Below are 23,632 nucleotides of genomic sequence, written 5' to 3' on the forward strand. Positions count from 1 at the left end.
GTCGTTGGTTCCTGCCGGCGCTTCACACCTCGTGCAGATAGAGATGGTAATCCAGCTCGCTGACGGTGCGTGCGACGCGCAGATATTCCGCCTGCTTGATCGCGACGAATGTCCGGTGCAGGTCGACACCGAGCGCTGATTTCAGGAAATCCGAGGCCCTTGCCGCCTCGATCGCGGCGCGCCAGTCGGCCGGCATGATCGATTTCTCCGTTGCCTGCTCGTAGCCATTGCCGGTTGTCTCGGGGCCGGGGTCCAGTCCCTCATCCAGGCCCTTGACGATGCCGGCCAGCACTGTCGCCGCGACCAGATAGGGATTGGCGTCGACGCCCGACGGCCTGTGCTCGATACGACGGTTCTTGGCATCGCCCGCCGGCACACGCAGCGCCACCGAGCGGTTGTTGACGCCCCAACTCGGCGCCACCGGCGCGTAGGATTGCGCGACGAAGCGTCGCCACGAATTGGCGTGCGGCGCAAACACCAGCATCGATTCCGCCATGGTGTTGATCAGGCCGCCGAGCGCGTTGAGCAGCTTTGGCGACCATTTTTCCCCGGCGGCCTCGGTGAAGACGTTGCGGCCGGCATCGTCCTGCAGCGACACGTGGAAATGCATGCCCGACCCGGCATAGGCCTCGATGGGCTTGGCCATGAAGCAGGCGGTGACGCCATGCCGGCGCGCCTGCGCCCGCACCAGCCGCTTCAGCATGACGAGGTCGTCGGCCGCCCGCATCACGTCCTTGCGGTAGTTGAGCGTCAGCTCGTACTGGCCGGGCGCGTATTCGGAAATGACCGTCTCGGCCGGAATGCCTTGCGCCTTGGCTGCCGCATAAATGTCGGAAAACAGCGGCTCCATACCGTGCAGATGGTCGACCGAATAGACTTCCGTCTTGGCCGAGCGGCGACCGTCGAGCACCGCGCGCGCCGCCTGCACCTTGCCGTCGGCATCGCGCTCGTTGGCAAGGAGGAAAAATTCGAGCTCGAAGGCGCCGGCCGGATGCAGGCCGCGCGCCGCCAGCAATTCCACCTGCCTTGCCAGCACCAGTCGCGGATCGGAAGTCATCGGCTTGCCGTCGAGATGGTGCATCGACATCAGCACCTGGCCGCGCGGCGGGCTGGTGCCGTGCAGCGGCACCAGGGTGCCGGGGATCGGCCATGCGCGCAGGTCGCCGTCGCCGGTGTCCCACACCAACCCGGTTTCGTGCACGTCCTCGCCGGTGATGTCGAGGCCGAGGATCGAGATCGGCAGATGCCGGCCGTGCTCGAAAATGCCCATCAGCTCGTGCCGGCGCACGATCTTGCCGCGGCCGATCCCGTTGGCGTCGGTGAGCACGATGTCGAACGCCTCGATCCCGGGATGCGCATCGAGAAAGGCCTTCGCCTCGGCGGGCGTCGAGCCTGAAGGGGAGGTCGCAACGGTGTTCGGATTGTCCATGGCCGCCAATCTTCCAACTGCTTGTCTCATGCCGTAAGCTTGGCTGCAACCGCGGCGAAGGCGGCGATCAGCCGGCTCACTTGCGCTGAAGTCGTCGCCGGCGAGATCAGCATCATATTGTGGAACGGTGCGATCAGCACGCCGCGATTGACCAGCGCGACATGTATGGCGGCTTCCAGCTCCGGTGCATGCGCCCTCTCCGCCTCGCCGCCATTTTGCAGCGGCCCGGGCGCGCAGATGAATTCGACGCGCGCCCCGACCCGCGCGACATGCCATGGCAGCCTGTTTCGATCGATGACCGCGCTCAGCCCCGCGTCGAGCCGGCGCGCCAGCCGGTCCATATGGGCATAGGCCTCCTCGGTCATCACTTCTTCCAGCGTCGCCCGCATCGCCGCGAATTGCAGCGGGTTGGCCGACAGCGTCGTGCCCATGCCGGAATAGCCGGGCTCCTTGGTCCGGTTGTAGGCGCCGTAGCGTATGGCGACCTCCTCGCTCATGCCCCAGATGCTCGCCGGCACGCCACCCGCCACCGGCTTGCCGAGCACGAACAGGTCCGGCTCCAGCCCGTGCTTGCCTGTATAGCCACCCGGCCCGGTCGAAATCGTGTGCGTCTCGTCGATCAGCAGCAGCGTGCCGGCCGCGCGGGTCAGGCGCCGCAGCGCGTCGTGGAAGCCGGTTTCCGGCAGCACCATGCAGGAATTGGTCAGCACCGGCTCGGTGATGACGCATGCGACGTCGCGGTCGGCCAGCGCGGCCTCGAGCGCGGCAATGTCGTTGAACTCGACGATCTTGGTTGCTCGCGTGAGATCGCGGAACTCGCCGGCCAATCCCGGTCGGTTCACCGGCCTGCCTTCGATCAACCGCACCATCGTCTCGTCGACCGAGCCATGATAGCAGCCGTTGAAGACCAGGATCTTTTCGCGGCCCGTCACCGCGCGGGCGACGCGCAGCGCGAAGCGGTTGGCGTCGGTGGCGGTCGTGGCGATCTGCCAATAGGGCAGGCCGAAGCGCTGCTGCAGGAGCGGGCCGATCGCCAGCGCATCTTCGCTGGGCAGCATGTAGGTCAGTCCGCGCCCGGACTGGCGGCGGATCGCACGGGCAACCGCCGGCGGCGAATGGCCGAGCATCGAGCCGGTGTCGCCGAGGCAGAAATCGTCAAGCCTGTTGCCGTCGATGTCGGTGATGGTGGCGCCCTTCGCGCCGTCGACTAGGATCGGGAACGGTGTTGGCCAGTCGGTCATCCAGTGCATCGGCACCCCGCCGAGGAAGCCGGCAATGCCGTTCCCCAGCTTCGCCTCGGATTTCGGCCGCGCCTTGCGGAAGGCGGCCGCTTCCGTGTCGCGCAATTCGGCGATGCGGGCGGCAGCGATGCCGCCGATGGAAGTCCGGTCGATTGAATGCATGAAGGCCCCTCAGGCAGTAGGCAGTAGGCGGTAGGCGGTAGGCGGTAGGCGGTAGGCGGTAGGCGCCGACGTCCCTAAGCCCTACTGCCCTATTCCCTACTGCCTATGCCGTGATATCGATGACGCCGCAATCGCCGGCCGCGCTGCCGAACACGACGCGGCGCTCTTCCTTGTCCCACATCATCGCGGTGATGGCGCCCTTGCCGGGGCGGCGCAGCAGCACTTCCTTGGCGTCGGCGAAGCGCGCCGCGATCACCATGCCGTCCTCATAGCCGATGGCCACGACATCCTGGCTCGGATGGCAGGCGACTGAGGTCACCATCGTGTTGCCGCGTGTGCCGAGCTCCAGCGGCGCCTTACCCATCGGCCCGTCCTTGCCGGCGAAAGGCCAGACGATCGCCGCCGGCGCGCCCGAGCTCGCCAGCCACTTGCCCTTGACGCTCCAGGACAGGCTTTTGACCTTACCGGGATAGCCCGACATGCGCATGTGCTTGCCGTCGGCAAGTTTCCAGCCGTGCAGAGCGTTCTCCTGCATGGTGGTCACCAGGAAGGCGCCGTCCGGCGAAAAAATGATGCCGGTATGGGCGCCGGCCCATTCGAGCTCGACCGGCTTGCCCTCGGCGGCCGGGAAATGCAGCGTCGCGCCATTATAGCGGGCAACGCCGAAGCGCATGCCTTTGGGCGAAAAGGCCAGCCCCTCCACTGAGCGCGGATGGACGAATTCCTTGATCTTGCTGTCGGCAAAACGCACGAAAGCGTTCTTGCCGGAGGCATAGGCGATCGCGCCCTGCGGTCCGGCTGCGACGCTGGTGATCCATTTCCTGCCGGCGCTGGCCAGTTCGCTCACTTCGCCGCCGGCCTTCACGGCAAACACCTTGCCGTCCTCGCCGCCGGTGATCAGGAGGTCGTTGGCCGCATCATGGAAAGCGGCGAGCAGGCCGTCATTGGCCTGTACCGTCTTCTGGCCGTTGTCGAGCCGGTGGACCGCTCCATCGGCAAGAGCAAAATGCGGCACATCATTGAGGAAGACGGCCGCGACACAATGGCCTTCGAGATCAAGCGGGGCGACGGTCGGCATTATAGGTTGGTCCATTCGAGATTGCTGCATTCCCATAAGGGGTCGAGCCGCAGGTCTCAACCCATGCTTGGAATCGCTGTGAGGGAAGGGGTGCCGGCGTTGGGACTCTTCCTTCTCTCCTTGTGGGAGAAGGTGGCCTCGCGAAGCGAGGTCGGATGAGGGGTGTTCCAGGGAACACCATCGTCTCACTCCGTCCAGCACCCCTCAACCGTCTCGGCGCTGCGCGCCGATCCCCTTCTCCCACAAGGGGAGAAGGGGAAGGCCGGCGAAAATCAAGCCGCCTGACAGGCTTCAAAACTCTTCCTGAGCCGTTCCGCATCGAGATCGCGGCCGATGAAGACCAGACGGCTCTCGTGCTTTTCGCCGTCTTTCCAGGAGCGCTGGTGGTCGCCTTCGAGGATCATGTGCACGCCCTGCAGCACATAGCGGTCCTCGTCGCCCTTGAGCGCGATGATGCCTTTCAGCCGAAGGATGTTCGGCCCTTCCATCTGGGTCACTTTCTCGATCCAGGGGAAGAACTTCTTCGGGTCCATTTCGCCGCCGCGCAGCGACACCGACTTCACCGTCACGTCATGGATGTCGGAAGCATGATGGTGATGGTCGTGGCCGTCATGATCGTGGTCGTCATGATCGTGGTCATGGTGGTCGTGGTCATGATCATGCGCCTCGAGGAAATGCGGATCGTTCTCCAGCGCGCGGGAAAGATCGAAGGCGCCACGGTCAAGCACTTCGCCCAGCGCCACGCCGGCGCGCTCCGTGCGATGGATTCTTGCCGCCGGGTTGATGGCGCGGATCGTCGCTTCGACCTTTTCCAGCTCTTCCGGGGTGACCAGGTCGGTCTTGTTCAGCACCACGACGTCGGCAAAGGCGATCTGGTCCTCGGCTTCCTTGGAATCCTTGAGCCGCAACGGCAGGTGCTTGGCATCGACCAGCGCCACCACCGCGTCGAGCTTGGTCTTGGTGCGCACGTCGTCGTCCATGAAGAAGGTCTGCGCCACCGGCACCGGATCGGCCAGCCCCGTGGTCTCGACGACGATGGCGTCGAAGCGGCCGGGCCGCCGCATCAGGCCCTCGACGACACGGATCAGGTCGCCGCGCACCGTGCAGCACACGCAGCCATTGTTCATCTCGTAGATTTCCTCGTCGGATTCGACGATCAGGTCGTTGTCGATGCCGATCTCGCCGAACTCGTTGACGATGACGGCGTAGCGCTTGCCGTGATTCTCCGACAGGATGCGGTTGAGCAGCGTCGTCTTGCCCGCGCCGAGATAGCCGGTGAGAACGGTTACGGGGATTTGCGTCTGTGCATCGCTCATGGCTTGCCTCGAAAATCTTGGATTGTCGGCCTCATATAGGATGGCTGCAACGCTTTTGCACGCGCCAAACCGATAGGCCAGCGGCCCCCTAATCGGGATGGCGCCGAGGGCGGATTGGCTGCGGTCGAGGCCGAACAGACGGAGGAGCCACGGGAGCGCCAAACGGCTCTTGCCGGCTTCCGCCGTGAATCTCGCCGGCTCAAAAGTCGTTTGTCATCTAACTGAAATAAACATCTGGCATCACCTGCGCGGGCACCGCAATGCTTGCCGGCAAAGCGTTCCGCAAGCCGGATTCTTAGAGATCGTCATTTGCCAACCGCCGGACAGCCTCTATGCTGTCCGCACCGGTTCGGCCGAAGAGGGAATGACCATGGCCAAGGCGGACAAGACAGCGACAATGAGCCGGCTGCATTCGGCGGCAAGGCTGGCGCGCACGGCGCTCGCGGCGCGGCTTCTGGCGCACGGCTTCTATGCCGGCCAGGACCAGATCATGCTGGCGCTCGACCGCGAGGACGGCCAGACCCCCGGCAACCTCGCCGGCCGGCTCGGTGTGCGTCCGCCGACGATCACCAAGACCATCAACCGGCTGCAGGCGCAGGGTTTCCTCGAAAAACGCGCCTCCAACGCCGATGCCCGCCAGGCGCATATCTTCCTCACCGATACCGGCCGCGAAACCATCCGCGCCATCGAGAAGTCGGTCAAGAAGACCGAGAAGCAGGCGCTGAAGGGCCTCGACAAGAAGGACCAGAAGGCGCTGTTCAAGCTGCTCGCCCGCATCGAGGCGAATTTGTCGAATGAAGATCTGGTCCTGATGGACGACGACGCGGAGTTGGATGAGGCGTGACGCGCAGCGTCATCGCTCAACCGCGAGGCGTTCGCAATCCTGCTAAAGCGCGATGCGCAGCATCGTCGCGGCGCAGTGCGCCAGCGTTGCCCTCTAACGAGCGACGCGAAAGCGTCGTCTCGAGCGACATAAGCGCGATGCGCAGCATCGTCGCTCCACGCACCACCCATCGGCAGCTTAGCAGAAAGGGCGACGACGCTGCGCGTCGCGCCTGAGCGCTATCACCGGACGTCTCACGGTTGAGCGACGATGCTGTGCATCGCGCTTACGACGCTAACGCGTCGCGCTTACCAGCGCCGCCCAACGCCCCGGCGTCAGGCCGAACGCCTTCTTGAAATGCCGGTTGAAATGGCTCTGGTCGCTGAAGCCGGCGCCGGCGGCGATTTCCGCCAGCGACTCTCCCTCGGCGATCATGCGCCGCGCCCTTTGCAGCCGGCGCATCAACAGAAAACGATGCGGGCTGGTCGAATAGGTCGCGCGAAAATGCCGTGACAGCGCGTAACGGTCGAGGCCGGTAACGGCCTCAAGCTCATTGGAGCGCACCGGCCGTCCGGCATTCTCCTCGAGATAATCGCGGGCAAGCGCGGCGGCGCGCCATGCGGTCTTGCCCGTTGACTTTGCCGGCTGTCCGGCGTGGCGCTGAAGGTGTTGCGCCAACTGCGCGACGAAATCGGCCACGAACAGGTCGCCGAGTTCCTCGTCCAGCGGCGCCAGCGCCGACAGCAGCGTGTCGCGCAAGCGAGGATCGTTGACCACGGCATCACGGACGAAAGGCAGCGGCTCGCCGTCGAGGCAGTCGAGCAGCCGGGACGGCTCCAGGTACAGGATCCTGTAGCGCAGGCCGTCCTCGGTGCCGGCGCCGCCGTCGTGCAATTCGTCGGGATGCAGCACGATCGCCTGGCCGGGCAGGCTGTGTTCCAGCGCCCCGCGATAATGGAAGCGCTGCACGCCGTGCAACGTCACGCCGATGGCATAGGTGTCGTGCCGGTGCAGGTCGAAGGCATTGCCATGGAAGCGCGCCTCGATGCGTTCGAGGCCCGGACCGCCCGGCGCCGAAACGATGCGATCCCCGGTCGCATCCGCGCACGAACGTTCAAGACCTTGTGCCACTTCACCGCCTAGACTCTGCGCCATCGCGTCATCCATGCCCGTCATGGGCCACTTTCTGGAGAAACATTTGGTGTTCGACACGAAATTTGCAATCGTGCTGAAGGAAGATCTCGCCGTCTGGCAGAAGCTCAACGTCACCGCCTTCCTCACCAGCGGCATCGTCGCGCAATTCCCCGAGATCATCGGCGAGCCCTATCGCGACCGCGCCGGCAATCTTTTCAATCCGCTCTCGATCCAGCCCGTCATCGTGCTTTCCGCGGACGCCTCGATCTTGGGCGCCATTCACCGTCGGGCGTTGGAGCGCGGCGTCGCCGCTTCGCTCTATGTCGAGGAGATGTTTGCGACCGGCCACGACGTCGCCAACCGCGCCGTCTTCGCCGAATTCGCGCCAGAAGACGCCAAGGTCGTCGGCATCGCGCTGCGCGCCGAAAAGAAGCTGATCGACAAGATCACCAAGGGCGCCCGCATGCATGCGTGAACGGGTGGCATGCTCCTTCGCGCGAAGGGCCATTGCGGACGTTTGGGGTTGGCCTGAACGCCCATCACGTCGTCATTCTATGGCGGAGCAAGGAGCGACGCGGCGCAGACCATAGAATCCATTCCGTGACTTCAAAGCGCTGCCACGACGCAGAATTCTGCTCCGCTGCACTCCACGCGGAAGGTCACTGAATGGATCCTCGGGTCTTCGCTCCGCTTCGCGTCGCTCCGCCCGTGGATGACGACGTCGCGGAGGCTTCGGCCAATCCCTCCACGATCAGCCTGAACGCTATCACAACGAGGGGTGCCCAAGCCAACTGCCGACGGCAATCCGCTCTAAGCCTGTCCGGCGCGCTTGTTGGGCCAGTCGCTTTTGGCTTGCCGGGCAGCGCCGATTGCCGCAAAAGGGCGGAGTCTACTTTTCCCCGGCCCGACTTTGAACATTCCCAAAAATCACGACGACAGCGCAACGCCGCCCGCGGCGATGCTGTTGATGCTGTGCGTCTATGTCTGCTTCACCTTCCTCGACACCTCCAGCAAATATCTCGTGCTGGCCGGTGTTTCGGTACTGATCGTCGCCTGGACCCGCTTTACCGTCCACGTCCTGCTCGTCGGTCTCTTCCTGCGCGGCTGGCGCGAGCCGGCGCGTTTTCGCGCCAACAACCTGCCGGCGCATATCCTGCGCGGTTGCCTGCTTTTCGGCTCGACCATGTTCAACATCCTGGCGCTGAAGACGCTGCAACTGGCCGAAACCACCTCGATCTATTTCTTCGGCCCGATGGTCATCACCGCGCTTGCCGGCCCGCTGCTTGGTGAATGGGCGGGCTGGCGGCGCTGGCTGGCGATCCTCACCGGCTTTGTCGGCGTCCTCATCATCACCCGGCCCGGCGTGGGCGTGTTCGGCATCGGCCATCTCTTCGCGCTGGGCTCGATGCTCTCGAACAGCTTCTACGTCATCATGACGCGGCGCATGTCGTCGACAGAGACCTCCGAGAGCCTGATCCTCTTCTCCGCGCTGGCGCCGGCGGTGCTGCTCCTGCCTCTGCTGCCGTTCTCGCTGTCCCTCCCGCAGGACGGCTGGCACTGGTCGATCCTGCTGATGCTCGGGGTCTTCGGCGCCGGCGGTCACTACCTGCTGGTGCAGGCCTATCGCCTGGCCACCACCACAGCACTTGCGCCTTACCCTTATTCTCAAATGGTCTGGATGATCATTTCCGGCTGGCTGATCTTCCATCAGTTCCCGGACCGTTGGACGCTGCTGGGTGCGGCCATCATCGTTGCCAGCGGACTTTACATCATCCACCGCGAGCACCGGCTGCGCCTGCGCAACCTTGCGACGGTCGATACCGAGGCCGAAACCCTGGCGAAAAAACTTTGAATTGCTCCCGATCGATGGCATAAGGCCGCATTTAAAAAATTTAAAGACGTGTTTGCGAGGACCCTAGAGCCGGATGATTTCAGGTCTAACCTGAAATCTGAATCCGGCTCTAAAATCAAAGAGATAGAGAATGATGTCGCCCGAAAACCACTTCACACTTTTCGGCATCATGCTCTAGGGAGCGAAGGGCACTGGCACAGAAGATCAAGCTTTCGACGATCGCGGATGCGCTCGGCGTCTCCACGGCAACGGTGTCGCTGGCGCTGCGCGACAGCCCGCTGGTGGCCGGCACCACGCGCGAGCGCATCAAGGAACATGCCCGCGCCATCGGCTATATCTATAACCGCCGCGCCGCCTCGCTGCGCACGTCGCGCTCGGGCATCGTCGGCGTCGTCGTGCACGACATCATGAACCCGTTCTTCGCCGAAATCCTGCGCTCGATCGAAAGCGAACTCGACCGCAGCCGCCAGACCTTCATCCTTTCCAACCACTACGACCAGCTCGAAAAACAGCGCACCTTCATCGACACGCTGCTGCAGCTCGGCGCCGACGGCGTCATCATGTCGCCCGCCATCGGCACGCCGGCCGAGGACATCATCATGGCCGAGGAAAACGGCCTGCCGGCGGTGCTGATCGCGCGCACGGTCGCGGGCGCCGACGTGCCGGTGTTCCGCGGCGACGATGCCTATGGCACGGCACTTGCCACCAATCATCTGATCTCGCTCGGCCACAAGCGCATCGCCATGGTCGGCGGCACCGATCAGACCTCGACCGGCCGCGATCGCTACCAGGGCTATGTCAACGCCATGGAGGCGGCCGGACTGGAAGTCAGGCCGTCCTGGCGCATTCCCGGGCCGCGCACCAAGCAGGCCGGTTTCGAGGCCGCGGGACAGTTTTTGGCGCTGAAGGACAAACCGACCGCCGCCTGCTGCTGGAATGATCTGGTCGCGATCGGGCTGATGAACGGCATCGCGCGCGCCGGGCTCGTGCCGGGCGTCGATATTTCGGTCACCGGCTACGACGATCTTGAGGAAGCGGCGATCGCGACGCCGGCCCTGACCACGGTCTGGAACGGCCAGCGCGAAGTCGGCCGCCGCGCCGCCAGCGCCTTGCTCGACAAATTGAACGGGCAGGCGGTTCGGCCCTCGCAGGAATTGATCAAGCCGGAACTGCATGTGCGGCAGTCGACCGGCAAGCCGGTGGAGCGTGCATGACCAAGGCCGAGGAAGCGTTGCCGGTCGCCATTCTGGTGCCGGGTAATTTCAACGACCATGCCATCGGCAGGATCGACAGAGCGTTCAAGCGTGTCCGGATCGAGCGCGCCGACCCTGGGCTGGTGACGGACGAAATACGCAAAACCGTGCGCGGCATCGCCTGCTTCGGCGGTATCGATGCCGCCATGATCGACGCGCTGCCCAATCTCGAAATCATCGCCAATTTCGGCGTCGGCTATGATTCGGTCGATGCCAATCATGCCGCCAAGCGCGGCGTCATGGTCACCAACACGCCTGATGTGCTGACCGAGGAGGTCGCCGACACCACGATCGGCCTGCTGATCAACACCGTGCGTGAAATGTACGCGGCCGAGAAATGGCTGCGCGACGGCGACTGGGTGAAGCAGGGCAATTATCGCCTGAGCCGGCTTACCTTGCGCGGCCGCCACGTCGGCATTTTCGGCATGGGCCGCATCGGCCTTGCCGTCGCCCGTCGCCTTGAAGCCTTTGGCCTGCCGATCGCCTATCACAACCGTCGCAGGGTCGAAGGCCTGCCTTACGAATATCATGCCACTTTGAAGGGCCTCGCCGAAGCCGTCGACACGCTGATTTGCATCGCTCCGGGCGGCGCCGCGACGGAGAAGGCGATCAATGCCGAGATCCTGTCGGCGCTGGGTTCGAACGGCGTCTTCGTCAACATCGGTCGCGGCAGCACGGTGGACGAGGCAGCACTTGCCGCGGCTCTCAAGAACGGCACCATCGCCGCCGCCGGGCTCGACGTCTTTGCCGACGAGCCGAACGTACCGCAGGCGCTTCTGGAAGCGCCAAACACCTCGCTTTTGCCGCATGTCGGCTCGGCGTCGGACCACACCCGCCGCGCCATGGCCGATCTCTGCGTCGACAATCTGGTCGCCTGGTTCGGCAAGCGCCGGCCGCTTACCCCCGTGCCGGAAACGGTGGGCGTCAAGCCCCGCGCTTGATCGCCGGTCGTCGCGTTTGTTAACGCCCGCTTAACCCCTTTGAAACCATTCTGCATATGTCGTTATGCGTGCCGCCCATGGGGTTGGCAGACGGCATGCTTGAATCGGAAGACCGAAAGCGCGATGCGCGTCAGCACGGAGAGGCAGAGTGAAGCTGTTGGCCGGATTGGTTGCGTCGGTTGCTCTGTATGGGGGCGTTCAATTCCTGAGTGGCGGCGAGGGCCGGAGCGTGGCCACCGAGCCCGCCGCGTCAAGCACCTACCGGTTGACGGCCAATGGCCACGAGGCGGCGTGCGCCGTCCGGCGCGGCGCAGAAGTGTCGGACGGCCTGTCGCTGCTGACCGTCGCTCCGGGTTGCCGTAAGCTGATGCCCGGTATCGAGCGTGTGAAATTCTGGCGTGAGCAGGCGGACGGCTCGGTCGCTTTCAGTGAAAACGGCGTCGATCCGATCGTCACCTTCGGCGTCGCCGATGGCGATGGTTATGAATCCTATGCGCCGGCCGCGCCGCTGTTGGCGCTCAACAACGACGAATAGCGGCCGAACTTCCCGGTAACTCTACTCCGCCGCCGCCCGCGTGCCGGCTCTCGCCGCCGCATGCAGGCGCACGGCATCGCCGAAAGCGCGAAAAATCTTGGCGGAATTGCTGTCCGACTTCACCCAATATTCGGGGTGCCATTGCACGCCGACCGCGAAGGCGCGCGCGTCCTTGACCGAGACCGCTTCGACTGTGCCGTCGGTGGCCAAAGCCTCGACCTGGAGTTTGGAGCCCAGTTGGTCGATCCCCTGGCGATGCAGGGAATTGACCTTGATCTCGCCGGCGCCGAACACGCCGGCAAGGCAGCTGCCGGGCTTGATCGAAATCGTCTGGTGGATGCCGAAGCGCTCGTCCTGATTGTCGCTCACCGGCGCGCGGTGGTCGAGCGAACCCTCGCGCTCCTGGATCTCGGTGCCCAGCGTGCCGCCCAGCGCGACGTTCAGCTCCTGGATGCCGCGGCAGATGGCAAGCAGCGGCACGCCGCGCTCGATCGCTTTGCGGATCAGCGGCAGCGTGGTGGAATCGCGCGCCGGATCGTAGGGGCCGTTGGCCTCGCTCGGATCGCCGCCATAGAGCGAAGGATGCACGTTGGACTTCGAACCGGTGACCATGACGCCGTCGACCGACGACAGCAATTCGTCGAGGTCGAGCCGATCGCCGAAGGACGGCACCAGCAACGGGAACACGCCGGCGCCCGTGATCGCGGCTTCCAGATATTGCTGGGGTGCTGCGTGCCAGGTGTAGTTGTCGAACTGGCGGACGTCGGACGAGACTGCGACGAGCGGTTGCTGCATTTCGAATTTGGTATCCATCAGGCCAAGGAACTGTTCTGCCTCTAAAATAGGCGATCCGTCGCGGCTTTTCCATGGCAAGTTTGGCCGCCTCGCATGGGCCAGGGAAGAGAACGTTAGACTATAGTTGCAGGTGGCGGCGGAATGGCGGCAACCTTCGCCGCAGCGCTGGACTCGACTTCTTGCCTGTGTATGTTTCTCCCCCAACCGATCCGGGCAACGAGGATGTCCCGACATCGGTCATCTGATCCGCAAGGGAGGAAACTGCATGGATCGTCGTTCGTTCATCCGCAAGGCCGGCGCGTCCGGTGTGGGCGCTGCGGCAGCGGCCGCGGCACTAGCCACGCCGGCCATTGCCCAGTCCAACCCGAAAGTGACCTGGCGGCTTGCGTCGTCCTTCCCGAAATCGCTCGACACGATCTATGGCGGCGCCGAAGTCTTCTCCAAGATGCTGTCGGAAGCGACCGACGGTAATTTCCAGGTCCAGGTCTTCGCCTCGGGTGAGCTGGTGCCCGGCCTGCAGGCGGCGGATGCCACCACGGCCGGCACCGTCGAGGCCTGCCATACGGTGGCATACTACTACTGGGGCAAGGACCCCACCTGGGCTCTGGGCGCAGCCGTTCCCTTCTCGCTCAACGCGCGCGGCATGAATGCCTGGCACTATCATGGCGGCGGCATCGATCTCTTCAACGAGTTCCTTGCCACGCAAGGGCTGTTCGGCCTGCCGGGCGGCAACACCGGCGTTCAGATGGGCGGCTGGTTCCGCAAGCAGATCAACACCGTCGCCGATCTTTCCGGCCTCAAGATGCGCATCGGCGGTTTTGCCGGCAAAGTGGTGCAGAAGCTGGGCGTCGTGCCGCAGCAGATCGCCGGCGGCGACATCTACCCGGCGCTGGAAAAGGGCACCATCGACGCCGCCGAATGGGTCGGCCCCTATGACGACGAGAAACTCGGCTTCTACAAGGTCGCGCCCTACTACTACTATCCCGGTTGGTGGGAAGGCGGCCCGACCGTCCACCTGCTGTTCAACAAGGCCAAGTACGAAGAGCTTTCGCCGGCCTACAAGTCGCTGGTGCGAACCGCGGCCCAAGCAACCGATGCCGACATGCTGCAGAAGTATGACTACGTCAATCCGGCCGCGGTGAAGCGGTTGGTGGCAAGCGGCGCCAAGCTGGCGCCGTTCAGCCAGGAGATCATGGCCGCCTGCTTCGAGAAGGCCAACGAGGTCTACACCGAGATGGAAGCCTCGAACGCGCCGTTCAAGAAGATCTGGGAATCGATCAAGGGCTTCCGCAAGGAGCACTATCTGTGGGCCCAGGTCGCCGAATACAACTACGACACCTTCATGATGGTGCAGCAGCGCAACGGCAAGCTGTAGGCAAGACCCTCCTTCTCCCCTCACATGAGGGGAGAAGGGAAGAACTGCGCGCAAAGCCGGCGCTTCAGCGACCCGGCACCACCAGCACCTTGACCTCGCCAGGCGCCGGCGGGTTGGCGATCACCTGCGGCGCCTCCTCGAGGCGGACTTGCCTTGAAATCAACCGGTCGATCTCGATCGCGCCCGAGGCAATCAACTGCGCCGCCCGGCCATGCGTGAACGGATTGAGGAAGGAGCCGAGCACCTTCAGTTCGCGAAACAAAAGATCGAACGGCTCGATTTCCACCTTCATGCCTTGCGGCACGACGCCGACGATGACGACCGTGCCGCCGGCTCGCGCCATTCGCATCGACTGCTCGACCGTATCGCGTACGCCGGCGCATTCCAGCACCACGTCGACCCCGCCAGGTGCCAGACCATTCGGCCCGGCGATGGCTGCGACAGGGTCGCCGGTGCTTGGATCGATTGTCGCGGTCGCGCCGAGCTCCTCTGCAAGCGCGCGGCGCGAGGCCTGCCTTGTCGACAGGATGATGGTCGCCGCGCCCGCGAGCTTCGCCAGTTGCACGACGAGCAGGCCGATGACGCCGCCGCCGAGCACGACGACCGAGGCGCCTGGCCGGATCGCGGCGAGGTCGACGCCGTGCAGGCAACAGGCAAGCGGCTCGCAGAAGGCGCCATGTGTCGGCTTGAGGTCGGCGGGCAGCCGGAAGGCCTGCTTGTGCGGCATCAGCACATAGTCGGCAAAGCCGCCGTCGCGATGGATGCCGATGGCCCTGAGGTTGCTGCAGAGATTGACGCGGCCGGCATGGCAGTGGGCGCAGCGCCCGCAGGCGATGTTGGGATCGCCGGTGACGCGGTGGCCGACCGCGACGCCGGATACCGCCCCGCCGACGGCTTCGACGATACCGGCGAACTCATGGCCGAGCGTCACCGGCGGCGTGCAGGGAAACTCGCCATGGAAAAGATGCCGGTCGGTGCCGCAGACGCCGCAGGCCTCGATGCGCACGAGAACGTCCTCGGGCCCGGGAACGGGCTTGGGCACTTCACGCAGCGCGATGTTGCCCACTTTCTCCAGCCGCACGGCTTTCATGGCGATCACCTCAGACCAATTTCAGGAAAAGTGTGAAGCGGTTTTCCGTCCGAAATTGCGTCAAAACAAAGAGATAGGGCATTTCGCCGTTTCTGTGAAACGGTGAATTGCCCTAGTTGAATTTGGGCGGTTGCGAGAGGTCCGGCGCTGGGGCGGCAGGCTTGGCCGGCACGCTGTCGCCGAAATTCGGCGGCTGCGACAGATCGGGCGTACCAGATGGCGCCGGCGCGCCGCCATTCGCCGGTGCTGCGCCATTATTTGCCGGGGCCGTGCCGAGCGGGGATAGCGTCGGCATATCCGGCAGCTTGATGTCGATGCTGCCAGGCTCGACCGCGGCGCCCTTGTAGCGCATCACCATTTGCGGGAAGGCGATGGTCAGCCCGATCATGATCACCTGGATGAAGACGAACGGCACCGCGCCCCAATAGATCTGCCCGGTTGTGACGGGCGCGATCTTCTTGCCGGTGATCCTGTCGAGATAGGGCACGCGGGCCGCGACCGAGCGCAGATAGAACAGCGCGAAGCCGAAGGGCGGATGCATGAAGCTCGTCTGCATGTTGACGCCGAGCAGCACGCCGAACCAGATCAGGTCGATGCCGAGCTTGTCGGCGGCGGGCGCCAGGAGCGGCACGATGATGAAGGCGAGCTCGAAGAAGTCGAGGAAGAAGGCTAGCACGAAGACGAGGATGTTGACGCCGATCAGAAAACCGACCTCGCCGCCGGGCAGCGAGGTCAACAGATGCTCGACCCAGATATGGCCGTTGACGCCGTAGAAGGTCAGCGAGAAGACGCGCGCGCCGATTAGGATGAAGAGCACGAAGGAAGACAGACGCGTCGTCGAGGTCAGCGCCTGCTTGATCACATCCAGCGACAACCGACCCTTGGCCGCCGCCATTATCAAAGCGCCGACAGAGCCCATGGCGCCGCCCTCGGTCGGGGTCGCGATGCCGAGGAAGATGGTGCCGAGCACCAGGAAGATGAGCGCCAGCGGCGGAATCAGCACGATCACCACCTGCTGCGCCAGTCTCGACATCATGTTGATGTTCAGTCGCTTGTCGGCGATCGCCATGACATAGACGAAGAGCACGCCCGCGGCGGCACCGAGAATGTCGGCATTGTCGCCATGTGCCGGTGCGAGATAGCGATACGCTGTGTAGGAAGCCGCGACCGCCACCAGCAGCGCCACGATCAGCGACAGCACGCCGTGGCCGAGCGTTCGGGCTTCGAGTGGCAGCGCCGGCATCGAGTTCGGCCGGACGATCGACATGATCAGGATGTAGAGCATGTAGATGCTGGTCAGAACCAGGCCGGGGATCAAAGCGCCCGCATACATGTCGCCGACCGAGCGTCCGAGCTGGTCGGCCAGCACGATCAGCACCAGCGAGGGCGGAATGATCTGTGCTAGCGTGCCGGAGGCGGCGATAACGCCGGAGGCAACCCGGCGGTCGTAACCGTAGCGCAGCATGATGGGCAGTGAGATCAGGCCCATGGCGATGACGGAAGCAGCCACCACGCCGGTCGTGGCGGCAAGCAGCGCGCCGACGAAGATCACCGCATAGGCAAGCCCGCCGCGGATCGGGCCGAACAATTGGCCGATCGTGTCGAGCAGGTCTTCCGCCATGCCGGAGCGTTCGAGCACGATGCCCATGAAGGTGAAGAAGGGGATCGCCAGCAGCGTGTCGTTCGACATCACCCTGGTGCCGTAGAAATTGTCGGGCAGCGCGTGCAGCAGCGGCCAGGCCAGGTTGATCGAGCCGCCGGAATAGGGCGACAGCACAACCCCGATGAAGAAGAACATCAAGCCGTTGGCGGCGAGCGAGAAGGCGACGGGGTAGCCGATCAACAGGAAGATGATCAGCGAGGCGAACATGATCGGCGCCATGTTCTGCGCGATGAATTCGATCACGAGCGGACCTCGCCCGCGATCGCCTTGGCTTCCTCGACGAGCGCCTTGGCCTCAAGCTCGGCCTGCTCATGCGCCGACACGAAGGGAGTGGGATCGTCCATGTCGCCGCGCATGATGGCGATCTTCTTGATGATCTCGGATACGCCTTGCAGGGCGAGCAGGAAGAAGCCGACCAGCAGGATGGCCTTTGCAGGCCACACGATCAGACCGCCGGCATTGGTCGACATCTCGCCGCTGCGGAAGGACAGCGACACATAGGGTACGAAATAGATCACCATCAGTAACACGAAGGGCATCAGGAAGAAGAGGTGGCCGAGCAGATCGATCCAGTGCTGCACGCGGCGCGAAAACATGCCGTAGACGATGTCGATGCGGATATGGTCGTTCTGCTTCAGCGTGTAGGCGGCGGCCAGCATGAAGGCGGCGCCGAACAGGTACCATTGCAGCTCGAGCCAAGCATTGGAGGAGGTGTCGAACGCCTTGCGGATGACGGCATTGCCGGCGCTTACCAGGATCGCAAGCAGGATCAGCCATGAAACCCAGCGGCCGATGAACTCATTGATGCGGTCGATCGTCCTGGATAGAGCGAGAAGCCCTGCCATGCATTCCTCCCTGATGCTTGGCGGCGCGCCCGATTCCCCCTCCGGTATCGCGTCGCTTGGCCAAACGGTATGCAGTGCGTGGTCCGGCAGGTCAACATGACAAAGCCGCGGCAAACGGATCGACGCGCCGGGCAGTGCCGAAACGCCGCCGCTTGACGAAACGTCATGCAACCAAAGTCCGGGAAACTCAGGCGATCTTGGCCTGGTCGCGCCCGGTACCGATCAGCACCAGCATGGCTACGAGGAAGAGGTAGATCCAGGCGTCGCGCCATTCGAGCGGGAAATAACCGGCCCAGAGCGATTCCGCCATGCCGAAAGCCGCGGCGCCAAGCGCCGCCTTGAGCGGCGACAGATAGCCGCCGACCGCCGTCACGAACAGGATCTTGAGGCCGTAGATCAGCCCGGTGCCGAAGCTGATGTTGCCGTAGTAGAGACCGGCCAGCACACCCGCAAAAGCCGCGCAAAACCCGCCGTAGAGCACAGCGTGACGGAACACGGCGCGCACGTCGACACCGCACATCGCCGCTGCTTTCGGGTCGTCGCAAACAGCTCGCCAGGCGCGGCCGAAGCTCGAATGGGAAAACAGCCAGGCGGCCAACGCCACAACCGCGATCACCGCTGCGCAGTCGATGAGCTGGATAACGGTGAGCGTCACCTTGAAGCCGGTATCCTGGGCGAAGATCACTGGGTCGGCCAGCATCGGCGGCAGCCAAAGGTCATGCGTATCGGCGGCGATGCGGCTGGCTTCCGACAGGAACAACAGGATGCCGAGCGTTGTTACCACGATGGCATTGGGCGAGCGGTCGGCAAGCTTCTCGAAAACACCGCGCGAAAGAATCTGGCTGAGCAACACCGCATAGAGCAGGGCGGCCAGGATGCCGAGTGCGACGGCGGCAAACAGCGTCAGCCACAGCGCCTGGTAGCCGAAGGCGGCCGTCAGGATCATCGTCTGGCCGCAAAAGGCAAACACCGCGCCATAGGCCAGATTGGTCCGGTGCAGGATGCCGTTGGTCAGCACATAGCCGAAGGCGAGCAGCGCATAGAGCGCACCTGAGTGCAGCCCGTTCAGCACCTGCTGGAAGAAATAGAGCATGCGGCATCCCAAGAGCAATTCCAGGAAAAGTGCGTAGCGGTTTTCCGTCAGGAATTGCGCAAAAACAAAGGTTAGAGCGGTACGGCGATTTTACGAAACGCCGAGCCGTCAGGGGCCGTCACCTTGGCCACATTCAAAGCGTTGCACTCGGAATCTAACTTGTCAAACACGTTTTATCGGTTAGATTTCTGTCATGACAGTCTCCTGGACCCCGCACCGCTTCACCGGTGGCATCCTTGCGCTCGATACGGCGAACACTGTCGTGCTGCGCAACGATCCGCAAAAGTCCTTCGACCGCTTCGACGATCCGGTCGAGATCGCCCGCTTCGCCGAGGCGGCAAGCGGCTTTCGCGCCACCGAGCTCGGCGGCCGGCGGCTGAACGCGCCGGAGCCGGGTGATATAAAGTTGGCCGTCATCTCGATCCGCGAGGCGACCGACCGCCTGTTTCGCCATGCGGTGTCGAATGGCGCGGTCGCGACCAGCCACTTGCCGGATTTCCTCACGGCCTGCGCCAGCGGGTTATCCGGCAGCTCGACCGATATCGGGACGCCGGGCCAGCCTTTCGGCGATCCGCAAACGCCGATTGCCTTCGAGGCGGCTTTGGCCGTCTCGGCGCTGTCGCTGTTGCGCGACGAAACCGTGGCGAGGCTGAGGATCTGTCCCAATTGCAGTTGGCTGTTCGTCGACCGCAGCCGCAATGCCAGCCGCCTCTGGTGCGACATGGCCGTTTGCGGCAACCGCCAGAAGGCAAACCGCTATTACCGCCGCCGTACTGCGGCGAGGGAGGTCAGCAATGCTTAGGAAATTGTCGCGTTCGGTTCTCGTCGGCGCCGCCTTGATCGCCGCTGTCGCGCTCGGCGCCTGCCGCGACACCGGCAAGGACCAGCTCTTTGCCATTTCCGGCAAGCTGTTCGAGTTCAATTATAGGCTCGCCATCGCCACCTATGTCATCACGCTGAAGCCGCTGCGGCCGATGGCCGACGGCCAGGTCGCGGTGGTGAGCTTTCAGAACCCGGCCGGCGGCGACCCGCTGATCGTCAACCAGAAGATCTGGCCGAAGCTGCCGCACATCACGCTGACCAGCCCGCCGCTCACCTGCGTGGTCAAGGACAAGCCCTATGCCGTCTCGATCCGCATCAAGGACGCGAGCGGTACGCTGCTGCAAAGCATCGACACCACCATGACCTCGTCCGAGGACCAGACGATGCTGCCGGACCGGCCGCTGGTGATCGGTCCGAACTACGAGCTCAATCCCGACCTTGCCGGCCATCCCGACGGCAGGCTGCCCGACGAGCAGAAGCCGGATTGCTCGAAAGCGACCTGACACGCGAAATTTTTGTTCATCACGAAGCGGTTAGCATGATCTTGCGTGCGCGGCTGGCCCCTCGCCAGACCGTTTATTGCGTGTTATTTGGCTCCTGCGATTTTGTTTGACCTCTCCCGCAAGGGAAGAAAGACTGCGGCGTCCCGCTCCGACGTTGGCTGCCTGACTTGAGGCGCCTCCGCAGAGGAAATACCTGATGACGCTGCACGACGTCGCGCTCGACGACAAGTTCGACCTTGGCAAGGAGCGCGTCTTCCTGTCCGGTGCTCAGGCAGTCGTGCGCATGCTTTTGATGCAGCGTGAGCGCGACCGCCGCGCCGGCCTCAACACCGCGGGTTTCGTTTCCGGCTATCGCGGCTCGCCGCTGGGCGGCCTCGATATGCAGCTGTGGCGGGCAAAAAAGCAGCTCGCGCAAGCCGACATCGTCTTCCAGCCCGGCCTCAACGAGGAACTTGCCGCCACCGCCTGCTGGGGCTCGCAGCAGACCGAATTGCTGGGCGAGGGCACGCATGACGGTGTCTTTTCGGTCTGGTACGGCAAGGGGCCGGGTGTCGACCGTTCCGGCGACGTCTTCCGCCACGCCAACCTTGCCGGTTCGTCGAAGCATGGCGGCGTGCTCGCCCTGATGGGCGACGACCACATGGCCGAATCCTCGACCAACGCGCATGCCACCGAATTCCTGTTCGTCGACACCATGGTGCCGATCCTCAATCCGGCCGGCGTCCAGGAGATCATCGACTACGGCCTCTACGGCTTTGCCATGTCGCGCTTCGCCGGCACCTGGGCGGCGATCAAATGCGTCAAGGACAACATCGAATCGACGGCTTCGGTCGACGCCTCGATCGAACGGCTGGGCATTGTCATTCCCGGATTCGACATGCCGTCGGGCGGCCTGAACATCCGCCACGAGATCGACATGCTCGGCCAGGAAGAACGGCTGCATGAATATAAGCGCGCCGCCGCCTCGGCCTTCATCCACGCCAACGGGCTGAACCGTATCGTCTATTCCGGTGGCCGCAATCCCAGGCTTGGGGTTATCACCATCGGCAAGAGCTATCTCGATGTCCGCCAGGCGCTGGAGGATATCGGCATCGACGAAGCGGCGGCCAACCGCATCGGCATCCGCCTGTTCAAGGTCGGCTGCCCATGGCCGCTCGACCTGCAGCACATCGCGGAATTCGCCCGCGGCCTCGACACCATTGTCGTCGTCGAGGAAAAGCGCTCGCTGATCGAGGTGCAGCTGCGCGAGAACCTCTACGGCACCGCCACCCAGCCGGCGATCGTCGGCAAGAAGGACGAGCGCGGCGACTGGCTGTTTCCGGCCAAGGGCGCGCTCGATCCGAACGAGATCGCCATCGCGCTCGGTGAAAGGATCCTGCGCACGGTCGGCCCGTCGGAAGAGATCGCCGCGCGGGTGGCGAAGCTGCGCCAATTCCAGGCGATGCTCGCCGACACCGTCGATATCGGTTCGCGCACGCCTTTCTTCTGCTCGGGCTGCCCGCACAATTCCTCGACCAAGGTGCCGGAGGGATCGATCGCCGCCGCTGGTATCGGCTGCCATTTCATGGCGCTGTGGATGGACAGGAACACGCTCGGCTTCACCGCTATGGGCGGCGAGGGCGCGCAATGGGTCGGCCAGGCGCCGTTCTCCAAGCGCGACCATATCTTCCAGAATCTCGGCGACGGCACCTACAACCACTCCGGCGTGCTGGCGATCCGCTTCGCGCTGTCCTCCGGCGCCAACATCACCTACAAGATCCTTTACAACGACGCGGTGGCGATGACCGGCGGCCAGCCGCATGAGGGTGGTCTGAGCGTCGACATGATCGCCAACCAGGTGCGCGCCGAGGGCGTCGACCGCATCGCCGTCGTCACCGACGAGCCGGACAAATATGCCGGCAAGGCCGATTTCCCGGTTGGTATCACCATCCATCACCGCGACGATCTCGACCTCGTCCAGCGCGAATTGCGCGACGTGAAAGGCGTTTCGGTGCTGATCTACGACCAGACCTGCGCCGCCGAGAAGCGCCGGCGCCGCAAGCGCGGCACCTTCCCCGACCCCGACAAGCGCGTCTTCATCAACGAGCTGGTCTGCGAAGGCTGCGGCGATTGCGGCGTGCAGTCGAACTGCGTCTCGATCCAACCGGTCGAGACCGAATTCGGCCGCAAGCGCCGGATCGACCAGTCGAGCTGCAATAAGGATTTTTCCTGCCTCAACGGCTTCTGCCCGTCTTTCGTCACCGTGCATGGCGGCAAGATCAGGAAGGCCGAAGGCATTGCCGGCAAGGCCGATCCGCTGGACGGCGTGCCCGCGCCGGCTGAATTCCGCATGGGCAATCAGGGCTGGGCGGGGATCATCGACGGCGTCGGCGGCACCGGCGTGGTCACCGTCGGCGCGGTGCTCGGCATGGCAGCGCATCTGGAGGGCAAAGGCTGCGGCATGATCGACATGGCGGGCCTTGCCCAGAAGGGCGGCTCGGTCTTCACCCATGTCCGCATCGCCCCGACGCCCGAGGACATCCACGCCATTCGCGTTTCGGCCGGCAAGGCCGACCTCGTGCTCGGCTGCGACCTCGTCGTCTCCGGCGCCAAGAAAGTGCTGGGCGCGGTGCGCGAGGGCCATACGATCTTCCTCGCCAACACCGCCGAGATCATGCCTGGCGAATTCACCCGCTCGGCCGACTTTTCGCTGCCGGTCGAGCGGCTGAGGAAGGCGATCCGCGCGGCCGCCGGCGATGACAAGGCGCATTTCTTCGATGCCACCCGCACGGCGACCGCATTGTTCGGCAATTCGCTCGGCGCCAACATGTTCATGCTTGGCTTCGCCTTCCAGCATGGCGGCCTGCCGCTTTCGGCCGAAGCCGTTGAAAAGGCGATAGAATTGAACGGCGAGGCGGTGGCGATGAATATCGCCGCTTTCCGTTGGGGCCGCCGTGCCGCGCATCAGCCCGATTTCGTGCGCGGTCTGGTCGGTCAGGCCGACAAGCCGGCGTCAAAACCGGCCGAGACGCTGGACGAAGTCATCGCCCGCCGCGTTGCGTTCCTCACCGCCTATCAGAACGCCGCTTACGCCAGGCGCTACGCCGACCGCCTGGCAACGCTGCGCGCCGTTGAAGCCAAGGCTGTGTCCGGCTCGACCGCGGTGACCGAGGCCGCCGCCAGGAACCTCTTCAAGTTGATGGCGGTCAAGGACGAGTATGAGGTGGCGCGGCTTTACACCGACGGCGCTTTCGCCGCCGACCTCGCCAAGCAGTTCCAGGGCTACGAGAAGCTTGAATTTCATCTCGCGCCGCCGATGCTCGGCCGGCGCGGCAATGACGGCAAGCCCAGGAAATCGAGCTTCGGCCCGTGGATGATGAAGGGCTTTCGGCTGCTGGCAATTATGAAGAGCCTGCGCGGTACCGCGTTCGACCTCTTCGGCTACACGGCCGAGCGGCGCATGGAGCGGGCGCTGCTGAAGCAGTACGAGGCCGATCTCGACCTAATCGCCGGCGCGCTCGCGCCGGGCAGGGTGGACGCCGCGACGGCCCTTGCCTCGGTGCCGGCGCTCATCCGCGGTTACGGCCATGTCCGGCAGGCCAGCGCCGAGAAAGCGGCAGGCGAGCGTTCGCGGCTGATCGAGCGTTTGGCCCAGGCCCCGGCGGAGCCGGCGCTTCGCGCGGCGGAGTAATCACGCCGGCAC

At 64.3% G+C, this 23,632-nt stretch carries 19 protein-coding genes and 1 pseudogene; 10 read left to right on the forward strand and 10 right to left on the reverse strand.

From position 1 onward, the window contains the following. Positions 1–22: 22 nt before the first annotated feature. The 4 genes from RFM68_RS18400 to RFM68_RS18415 all read right to left on the reverse strand — a co-directional run bounded on the left by RFM68_RS18400 (position 23) and on the right by RFM68_RS18415 (position 5,226). Positions 23–1,429, reverse strand: a complete 1,407-nt coding sequence (locus tag RFM68_RS18400; protein ID WP_320234426.1) for a glutamine synthetase family protein — start codon at positions 1,427–1,429, stop codon at positions 23–25. A 26-nt stretch (positions 1,430–1,455) separates the two neighbouring features. After that, the gene (locus tag RFM68_RS18405; protein WP_320234427.1) at positions 1,456–2,832 is read right to left on the reverse strand and encodes an aspartate aminotransferase family protein; all 1,377 of its coding nucleotides are present in this window, start codon (positions 2,830–2,832) and stop codon (positions 1,456–1,458) included. A 103-nt stretch (positions 2,833–2,935) separates the two neighbouring features. Continuing rightward, the gene (locus RFM68_RS18410) at positions 2,936–3,910 is read right to left on the reverse strand and encodes a WD40 repeat domain-containing protein (protein WP_320234428.1); all 975 of its coding nucleotides are present in this window, start codon (positions 3,908–3,910) and stop codon (positions 2,936–2,938) included. 272 nt (positions 3,911–4,182) lie between these two features. Beyond that, on the reverse strand, positions 4,183–5,226 hold the full coding sequence (locus RFM68_RS18415; protein WP_320234429.1) for a CobW family GTP-binding protein: 1,044 nt from the start codon (positions 5,224–5,226) through the stop codon (positions 4,183–4,185). A gap of 370 nt (positions 5,227–5,596) precedes the next feature. On the opposite strand from RFM68_RS18415, the gene RFM68_RS18420 reads away from it, so the two are divergent. Beyond that, positions 5,597–6,070, forward strand: coding sequence for a MarR family winged helix-turn-helix transcriptional regulator (locus tag RFM68_RS18420; protein ID WP_320234430.1), 474 nt, complete (start codon positions 5,597–5,599; stop codon positions 6,068–6,070). A gap of 273 nt (positions 6,071–6,343) precedes the next feature. Here RFM68_RS18420 and RFM68_RS18425 read toward each other — a convergent pair whose 3' ends face one another. Beyond that, positions 6,344–7,204, reverse strand: a complete 861-nt coding sequence (locus RFM68_RS18425; protein ID WP_320234431.1) for an AraC family transcriptional regulator — start codon at positions 7,202–7,204, stop codon at positions 6,344–6,346. A 46-nt stretch (positions 7,205–7,250) separates the two neighbouring features. Between RFM68_RS18425 and RFM68_RS18430 the strand changes: the two genes are divergently transcribed. The 5 genes from RFM68_RS18430 to RFM68_RS18450 all read left to right on the forward strand — a co-directional run bounded on the left by RFM68_RS18430 (position 7,251) and on the right by RFM68_RS18450 (position 11,764). Continuing rightward, positions 7,251–7,658 (forward strand): DUF2000 family protein, encoded by a 408-nt coding sequence (locus RFM68_RS18430; protein WP_320234432.1) that lies wholly within the window; start codon positions 7,251–7,253, stop codon positions 7,656–7,658. A 492-nt stretch (positions 7,659–8,150) separates the two neighbouring features. Continuing rightward, positions 8,151–9,035, forward strand: a complete 885-nt coding sequence (locus RFM68_RS18435) for a DMT family transporter (RefSeq protein ID WP_320234568.1) — start codon at positions 8,151–8,153, stop codon at positions 9,033–9,035. Between the two features lie 191 nt (positions 9,036–9,226). Further along, positions 9,227–10,249 carry a LacI family DNA-binding transcriptional regulator gene (locus tag RFM68_RS18440; RefSeq protein WP_149790127.1) on the forward strand — a complete coding sequence of 341 codons (1,023 nt, stop codon included), beginning with the start codon at positions 9,227–9,229 and terminating at the stop codon, positions 10,247–10,249. Beyond that, positions 10,246–11,229 (forward strand): 2-hydroxyacid dehydrogenase, encoded by a 984-nt coding sequence (locus RFM68_RS18445; protein ID WP_320234433.1) that lies wholly within the window; start codon positions 10,246–10,248, stop codon positions 11,227–11,229. The genes RFM68_RS18440 and RFM68_RS18445 overlap by 4 nt, the downstream gene beginning before the upstream one ends. Positions 11,230–11,377: 148 nt before the next feature. Then, positions 11,378–11,764: a hypothetical protein gene (locus RFM68_RS18450; protein ID WP_320234434.1), complete on the forward strand. Its 387-nt coding sequence runs from the start codon at positions 11,378–11,380 to the stop codon at positions 11,762–11,764. 21 nt (positions 11,765–11,785) lie between these two features. On the opposite strand, the gene RFM68_RS18455 is transcribed toward RFM68_RS18450, so the two are convergent. Continuing rightward, entirely contained in the window at positions 11,786–12,559 is a 774-nt protein-coding gene (locus RFM68_RS18455; RefSeq protein ID WP_320234435.1) for a gamma-glutamyl-gamma-aminobutyrate hydrolase family protein, read from the reverse strand. 265 nt (positions 12,560–12,824) lie between these two features. On the opposite strand from RFM68_RS18455, the gene RFM68_RS18460 reads away from it, so the two are divergent. After that, complete coding sequence (locus tag RFM68_RS18460; protein ID WP_320234436.1) at positions 12,825–13,934, forward strand: TRAP transporter substrate-binding protein; 1,110 nt, start codon at positions 12,825–12,827, stop codon at positions 13,932–13,934. A 64-nt stretch (positions 13,935–13,998) separates the two neighbouring features. Here RFM68_RS18460 and RFM68_RS18465 read toward each other — a convergent pair whose 3' ends face one another. The 4 genes from RFM68_RS18465 to RFM68_RS18480 all read right to left on the reverse strand — a co-directional run bounded on the left by RFM68_RS18465 (position 13,999) and on the right by RFM68_RS18480 (position 18,625). Continuing rightward, positions 13,999–15,024: a zinc-dependent alcohol dehydrogenase family protein gene (locus tag RFM68_RS18465; RefSeq protein WP_320234437.1), complete on the reverse strand. Its 1,026-nt coding sequence runs from the start codon at positions 15,022–15,024 to the stop codon at positions 13,999–14,001. Positions 15,025–15,136: 112 nt separating this feature from the next. Then, the gene (locus tag RFM68_RS18470) at positions 15,137–16,930 is read right to left on the reverse strand and encodes a TRAP transporter large permease (RefSeq protein WP_320234438.1); all 1,794 of its coding nucleotides are present in this window, start codon (positions 16,928–16,930) and stop codon (positions 15,137–15,139) included. Beyond that, positions 16,927–17,532 (reverse strand): TRAP transporter small permease subunit, encoded by a 606-nt coding sequence (locus RFM68_RS18475; RefSeq protein WP_320234439.1) that lies wholly within the window; start codon positions 17,530–17,532, stop codon positions 16,927–16,929. Before RFM68_RS18475 ends, RFM68_RS18470 begins: the two co-directional genes overlap by 4 nt. 187 nt (positions 17,533–17,719) lie before the next feature. Continuing rightward, positions 17,720–18,625, reverse strand: coding sequence for a branched-chain amino acid ABC transporter permease (locus RFM68_RS18480; protein ID WP_320234440.1), 906 nt, complete (start codon positions 18,623–18,625; stop codon positions 17,720–17,722). Between the two features lie 193 nt (positions 18,626–18,818). On the opposite strand from RFM68_RS18480, the gene RFM68_RS18485 reads away from it, so the two are divergent. The 3 genes and pseudogenes from RFM68_RS18485 to RFM68_RS18495 all read left to right on the forward strand — a co-directional run. Next, the gene (locus RFM68_RS18485) at positions 18,819–19,427 is read left to right on the forward strand and encodes a CGNR zinc finger domain-containing protein (protein ID WP_320234441.1); all 609 of its coding nucleotides are present in this window, start codon (positions 18,819–18,821) and stop codon (positions 19,425–19,427) included. After that, positions 19,420–19,950 carry a hypothetical protein gene (locus tag RFM68_RS18490; RefSeq protein WP_320234442.1) on the forward strand — a complete coding sequence of 177 codons (531 nt, stop codon included), beginning with the start codon at positions 19,420–19,422 and terminating at the stop codon, positions 19,948–19,950. Before RFM68_RS18485 ends, RFM68_RS18490 begins: the two co-directional genes overlap by 8 nt. 184 nt (positions 19,951–20,134) lie before the next feature. Then, positions 20,135–23,620 (forward strand): annotated as a pseudogene (locus RFM68_RS18495) (indolepyruvate ferredoxin oxidoreductase family protein); the annotation flags it as partial. Positions 23,621–23,632: the final 12 nt, after the last annotated feature.

Source organism: Mesorhizobium montanum (assembly GCF_033977145.1).
Lineage (GTDB): Bacteria > Pseudomonadota > Alphaproteobacteria > Rhizobiales > Rhizobiaceae > Mesorhizobium > Mesorhizobium montanum.